This is a genomic window from Paenibacillus sp. 01T422 (genome assembly GCF_056398785.1).
The window spans coordinates 1-6,371 of sequence record NZ_JBFTQB010000329.1; the positions used below are offsets into that span (position 1 = coordinate 1).

The 6,371-nt window shown below is 46.6% G+C and carries 7 protein-coding genes; all 7 read right to left on the reverse strand.

Features of this window, described 5'->3' with window-relative positions; translation table 11 throughout:
- Nucleotides 1-160, reverse strand: a 160-nt coding sequence (locus AC1DUA_RS18790; protein ID WP_477501228.1) for a histidine kinase, incomplete at its 3' end; no start/stop codon positions are given.
- Nucleotides 161-756: 596 nt separating this feature from the next.
- Entirely contained in the window at nucleotides 757-1,593 is an 837-nt protein-coding gene (locus AC1DUA_RS18795; RefSeq protein ID WP_477501222.1) for a Gfo/Idh/MocA family oxidoreductase, read from the reverse strand.
- A 95-nt stretch (nucleotides 1,594-1,688) separates the two neighbouring features.
- Nucleotides 1,689-1,874, reverse strand: coding sequence for a hypothetical protein (locus AC1DUA_RS18800; protein WP_477501223.1), 186 nt, complete (start codon nucleotides 1,872-1,874; stop codon nucleotides 1,689-1,691).
- 585 nt (nucleotides 1,875-2,459) lie between these two features.
- Entirely contained in the window at nucleotides 2,460-2,819 is a 360-nt protein-coding gene (locus tag AC1DUA_RS18805) for a Rieske (2Fe-2S) protein (protein ID WP_477501224.1), read from the reverse strand.
- Nucleotides 2,820-2,834: 15 nt separating this feature from the next.
- Complete coding sequence (locus AC1DUA_RS18810; protein WP_477501225.1) at nucleotides 2,835-3,896, reverse strand: amidohydrolase family protein; 1,062 nt, start codon at nucleotides 3,894-3,896, stop codon at nucleotides 2,835-2,837.
- Nucleotides 3,897-3,953: 57 nt separating this feature from the next.
- Nucleotides 3,954-5,519 carry an extracellular solute-binding protein gene (locus tag AC1DUA_RS18815; protein WP_477501226.1) on the reverse strand — a complete coding sequence of 522 codons (1,566 nt, stop codon included), beginning with the start codon at nucleotides 5,517-5,519 and terminating at the stop codon, nucleotides 3,954-3,956.
- 71 nt (nucleotides 5,520-5,590) lie between these two features.
- Nucleotides 5,591-6,371: carbohydrate ABC transporter permease (locus tag AC1DUA_RS18820; RefSeq protein WP_477501227.1), on the reverse strand; the 781-nt coding region annotated here is incomplete at its 5' end.

Consider the following 6,371-nt stretch of genomic DNA (forward strand, 5'->3'; position numbering starts at 1 on the left):
CGCTAAAATGGTCCAAAAACCGCAATTGCTGCACTTTAATATAATATGTCAAATGGATGGTTGTCTCTGCAACTGAAAAAGTCTCGTTTCCTTTATTCAAGCTTAACCTGAAAAACTTCGACAGATTCAGTACCATCTCGCCTAGGGAACTGGAGTCCACTATTTCAAGGAAACCGAGCTTTTTCCTCTCGGAGCGGAACTACAGGCTCTTATACGACCTCCATGTCACGTTTTCTAGGTGAAATCAACAAAATAGCGGAACGTAGTTCCACCTACAAGCGGAACTTATGCCTTTTCACCGAAATAACGGCCTGTAGTTCCGACTCGACGAGTCGCAGCATGAACATAGCCTTCAGTTAGTTAACAAACTGAAACCCTGACGGATCAAACTCCGTCAGGGTCAGTGTTAGCTACTTTACTCAACCTGCACCTTCATCCCCTCTAACTAGTCACCATCCAGCCAACTTCAACCTCATCACCAATAACAAATCACATAAAACCTTAGCGGAAAATCCCGCTAAGGTTTCGCCTTGAGGGAACTGCAGGCCTCTATTTCAAGGAAAACGAGCTTTTTCCTCCCGGAGCGGAACTACAGGCTTTTATACGACCTCCATGTCACGTTTTCTAGGTGAAATCAGCAAAATAGCGGACMGTAGTTCCACCTACAGGCGGAACTTATGCCTTTTCATCGAAATAACGGCCTGTAGTTCCGACTGGACGAATATTTCCACTCAGCAGCCCACGCAAGTCCACTCACTAAGGCAAATCCACCCACTGAAACGGTGTTTCCGCAGCCTTCTTGCCATATTCCAAAATGGCAGCAATTGCAATCGTTTCCTCCTGTGGTACAGCAGGAGCACCCGAATCAAAAAAACGCACAAGATTCTCAATAAATGCCCCGAAAAAATTGGACTCAATTTTCAGAAATTGCGACTCCCCCTGCTCAGAGCGCAGCGCCATGCTGAACGGACAGTTAGGGCCATAATGGTTAATGGTAGCCTGACGTCCATCCGCGTAACCGATGACTAATGCGGGTGCGTTCGTCGTCCCCGTCCACATTACGCGGTTCACGTCCGTTCCCATGAGGGAAACGATCGGCTCCACCTGGTGAATCGCATAAGTTTCAAAGCTTCCCGGTCCCAACGAGCATATGGACTCAATTCCCTCCATTTTCAGCCCTTTATATTCCGCAGCGAATCGCAAGGCCGAAGTTGAATACATGGGCGTCCCGTACTGCTTTGCAAGCTCAAACATCCGGATTGCAGCAGCTCGGTCCGGCGCAAAAGTTTTGTCGACGTAGGTCGGCTTACCGGAACGCAATGGAAGCTGAGCAAGCTCCTCATGAAACTCGGCATGGTCCGGCGATAGCACGATCAAATAATCACTTTGCTCGACGACTGCTTCAATGGAGCCCAGTAGCTGAATGCCCTTTTTCTCGCACCAAGCCGCATTGGTCAGTTTACCTTCGAGATTTGTCTTGCCATAGGCATAAGCAACTTTCATTCTGCCTTCTGATGCGCTCTCAATCCACTCCGGATATTTCTCCGCATGCCATTCATCCAAATAATAGTCAATAAATCCGATTTTTTTCATCTTCCCATCGCTCCCTTAACGTGTCTTCCATTAACATTTGCAGCTTCAAGTTGTTTTTGCCGATAGCCTCAAGTGGCGGTGCGAAAGCAAGAGGGTCAACAACCATTTTCCCTTTTCGCAGCCTCCTGATTTTTATTAAAAGCTTCCGCCAAAATCGGATCTTTACGCACGCGTGCTTGCCAGTAGATCGGATAATTTTTCTCATTTTCCACTTTATGATGAACGCCTTCTTTACCAATTATTGCTTCTTTATGTGTATCTTTGTCCAGCTTTAAATCCAAATATTTGATAGTCTCTTCTTTCTTCTCAGCTTTGATAGCTGTTTTTCCACTTGTAAAGTTTTCGATGACTTTGTTCGCTTGTAATAAAACATCCGATGAACTCCTTCATGGCTACGATTTGGATGGAATTTGCATGTGGTAAAAATAACACATGGCTGGAAATCTTCCTAGAGGAAAACGAATACTTTCTTCTGTACTTTGTTGAGTACTCCTATAACTCTAAATAAAAGAAAAGAGGGCTATCCTCAAGTAGATTTTTCTACTCTTGGGACAGCCCCATACCCAAAATATGTAAGATCGCTATTCACTATGCAGCCGCATTCCATCGCCTTACCAATAACAAAGGGAACTAGGGTCCTCTATTTATAGGAAAATGAACTATTTCCTCTCTGATCGGAACTACAAGGCCTTATTTCGTCTTCATTGCACGTTTTTCGTGTAGAATTATTAAAATAGCAGACCGTAGATCCTCTTACAGGTGGAATTGTGCCTTTTCAACGAAATAGCGGACTCAAGTTCCTCCTCTTAAAGCCAAGCGGGAGAACATTCACCATTAAATCAAAAAGAGTTAAGTTCCGTCCGTCCTTACTTTCTTTCCAATTGCACTCCAATCCTGCCGTCAAGCACGCTGACTTCGAACGTTTTCAACCAAATTTTCTCGCTGAACAGCGATTTGCCAGTTCGAATATCGAATTCCCAGCCATGCCACGGGCAGCGTAAGATCTCTCCCTTTTTCCCATATTCATATTCATATACATCAGACGGGAGCGTCGTTCCTGAGACGAGTCCAGCACACATCGGCGCACCTTGATGCGGACAATAATTGTTGATCGCATAGTAGTCACCATTGATCCGGTAGATACCGATACTTTTCCCCTCGATTGTGACGACTGCGTGCCCGCCTTCGGGAACTGCGTCTGCATCTAACACATAGTGTACCGTCATAAGCTCCTCCATCAATTAAAGGTTATATAAGCTTTTGGCGTTTTCATAAAAGATTTTCCTCTTAGCTTCGGGCTTTAATCTTCGCAGAATYATATCCGGTGAATCAAAATCCCAATGCGGGTAATCGCTAGAATATAAAATCATATTCTCTGCATCGATCATATTGAATAAATCAATTAAGTGCTGCGGATTGTCCGGCTCCTCAATAGGTTGCGTAGTCAAATAGCAATGCTCGCGAATGTATTGACTGGGCATCTTCTTGAGCCATGGAACCGTGGAGCGTAGCGCTTTGTAGTTTTTGTCCAGCCTCCACATCAGATGTGGCAGCCAGGCAATACCACCCTCGGTTAGCACCACTTTCAGACGCGGGAATTTCTCGAATACCCCTTCGCAGACCATCGACACGAGATGAGCCATGAACATTTGCGACAGACACGTGTGCCACTCAATGTAACGAGATGGATAACCGGCCGCTGTAGGCGCAGTAGAACCGCCACCTCCTTCGGCTCCGGGATGGAGCGCTATTGGCAGGCCATTGCGTTCTGCCGCCTCATAAATGGGATGAAACTGCCGTTGACCAAGAGGCGCGCGCGCCGCACTGGAAATCATCACCTCAACGATGTCGGGATGTCCTCCCATACGGTCAATCTCTCTTGCAGCGAGATATGGATCCTGCGTGGCGACGGCCATAGCGCCCTTAAAAGCCTTATGCTTGCCAAGCCACTTATCGGCCAAAAAGTCGTTGTAAGCTGAGCAGATCACGGCTGCAAAATCCGCATCATGCGTCGTTGAAATGTTATACACGACACCGGTTAATACGCAGTATTCGACATTATAGTCTTCTAGCAGTTGTTTGATCATCAGATCCGGGTCGGAGCCCGCTTTGCCTCCGCCTGGCGGAATGGCGTCTTTCTTCATGACGCCAACCGGCGAATAGTAACCAGAACCGGAGTATCCGATTCCTGTAGCAGCCACGCGTGAGCGCCATGGTTCAGCCAAATACGGCAGCAAATCAGAATCGTTCTGCTCATTGTGGACATCCACATCAATGACCTTCATCTTTTCGGCCATCATCATCCCTCCATTTAGGAGGCCCGTTATAAGTGTATGGGCCTCCTTGCAGCGCCAACGCGTTTATTTTTTACCGTATGTGCGAGTGTAAGCAGCATTGTACATATTCAGCAGTTCGTCTGCGCCAAGCTTTTTCGTTTGATCAATGAATTCTTGCCATGTTTTATCGTTAATCGGTGTTTTTCCAGACACGAATTCAGTCAGCTTTTGCTCCAAATACTTGTTCAAATTGTTCAGCTTCGACTTCTCCAGTTCCAGCTCTTCACTGGTTTTAACAATCTGCTTCGGTGCTGGAATAATAACCGATTCATAGAGTTTGTTAATCGCTTTGCTCTTATCGCTTAAGCCGCTTTCCCATACAGCACGGGATTTGGCATTGTCCAGCGTAACCATGTCATACCAGACTCCCCAATCTTTCCGCAGGGTTGTAAATGGCGACGCGCCGAAATCCTTGTTGTACACAGGCACGCCATTTTCCTTCGTATAGGTTTTGCCCTCGATCCCCAGGGATAGATAATTCGAACCTTCTTCGCTGAGCAGGTAGTCAAGGAATTGAACCGCTCTGTCTTTATCTTTTACCTTGGCGGAGATCGCACGCCCCGTAGTACCAACAACAGAACGCGAGAATTGATAGTTCTTAATTCCGTCAGCAGCGAACTGCGGAATCGCATCCAGCGTGTAATCGGCAATTCCGGCTTTGCGCCCTTTATCCATCAGGGTCTCTAGATCAGCCTTCCAGAAGAAGGTAACCAACGATTTGCCCTTAAGAATTCGCTCTTCCCACTGTGCCTGTGTGATCATCGAGAATTCAGGATCCAGCAATTTCTCATTAAACAGTTTGTTGAGGAAAATCAGCGAGTCCTTATACCCTTTGTGATATGGTGCAAAAGCATATTTATCCGTAGCAGGATCAACGTTATAGAAGCCATGAATGCCTGTGAAAGCTCTGCCGAACGTCGTGAATAGCCCTGTATCGCCTACGATTGCGTTATTAATCAATGGATAGGTATCCGGCTGCTTCTCTTTCAGAGTTTTCAAGAACTGGTAAAATTCTTCCACAGTGGTCGGTGCTTTCAAGCCGTATTTATCCATAATGTCCTTACGGGTATACCAGATAAAGTTGAACCCTTTGCCCTCGGCATCGCCCTCGATAACCGGAACGGTATAAATCCCTCCGTCCGCTCCCGTTGCAACCGCCTTAGCCTCTGGATATTTATCAAAAAACGCCTTCATATTCGGGGCTTTATCCATGTAATCCTTTAGATTCAAAAACACTTTGTCTGGCCCATGCTGTCTGCCTTCCAGTGTATCGACCTGAATGAAGTCAGTAACCGCGTTGGTCGCAATCATGATCTGTTTCTTCTCTTTCAGTCCTTCCTGACTGACCACTTGAAACTCCACTTTCACGCCGGTTTTCGCTTCAATTTCCTTGAAAATTTCCCAGTCTTGACGCACTTTCCCTTCAGGACGATCATAAGCCAGCCAGGAAAAGGTGATTGGCTTCTTAGCCTCATCCCCTTTCTTGGAATCCCCTGATACAGGGGTATCCTTTGACCCACTCGTACAACCTGCGACTAAGCTGGAAAGCATAACGGCTGATAAGGCTGCTGCTACTGTTCTTTTTTTCATGAAAAAACCTCCCCAATGTGTTTAAAAGGCTGCTATAAAACCGTAGTCACTAGCTAAGTCGCAATCGGATCTTACCCTTTGATTCCGCCGATCATCGTTCCTTGAACGAAATATTTCTGGATGAATGGGTACACACAGAGGATCGGGAGCGTAGCCATCATAATGATGGCGTATTTCATGGTTTGGAGCAGGCTCATATCGCCTTCACCTTGAATCGTAGTACCGGCTATCAGGATGTTCCGGAGCATAATTTGCAACGGATACATAGAACGGTCGTTCAAGTAAATAAGCGCATCGAAGAAAGCGTTCCATTGGTTCACAGCCGTGAATAGTCCGATCGTTGCCATCACTGGCATCGAAAGCGGCATGACGACTCGCAATAGTACCTGCAGGGAGGAACAACCGTCAATCGTCGCTGCATCCTCCAGCTCTTCCGGCAAAGCTTCGAAAAACGTCCGCATAATGAACAAATACCATGTGCTGATCATCGAAGGCAGAACGATTGCCCATATCGAGTTCAACATGCCCAGCTTTTGCACAACGAGAAACGTTGGGATCATCCCTCCGCTAAAAAGTAGTGTAAAAGCGGCCATCATCAAGATCAATTTGCGGCCAGGCAGCCATTTCTTCGCTAACGGATAGGCCATAGCTGCCGTGGTAATCAATGTCAGAATGACATGAACGACCGTATAACGGATCGTATTCCAGTAGCTGACCCATAGATCTGAATTAGCTGCCAACTGCTTATAGGCTACAAGTGTTACTTTTTTGGGCAAAAGCAGGACATCACCGCTTGACACCAGCGCATTATCGCTAATCGAGGCACTGAACACATAGACTAGCGGATAGATC

Bases quoted from the DNA above. Each gene is read 5' to 3' on its own strand.
- AC1DUA_RS18795 (WP_477501222.1), bottom strand. From the start codon at position 1,593: ATGAAAAAAATCGGATTTATTGACTATTATTTGGATGAATGGCATGCG.
- AC1DUA_RS18805 (WP_477501224.1), bottom strand. From the start codon at position 2,819: ATGACGGTACACTATGTGTTAGATGCAGACGCAGTTCCCGAAGGCGGG.
- AC1DUA_RS18815 (WP_477501226.1), bottom strand. From the start codon at position 5,519: ATGAAAAAAAGAACAGTAGCAGCAGCCTTATCAGCCGTTATGCTTTCC.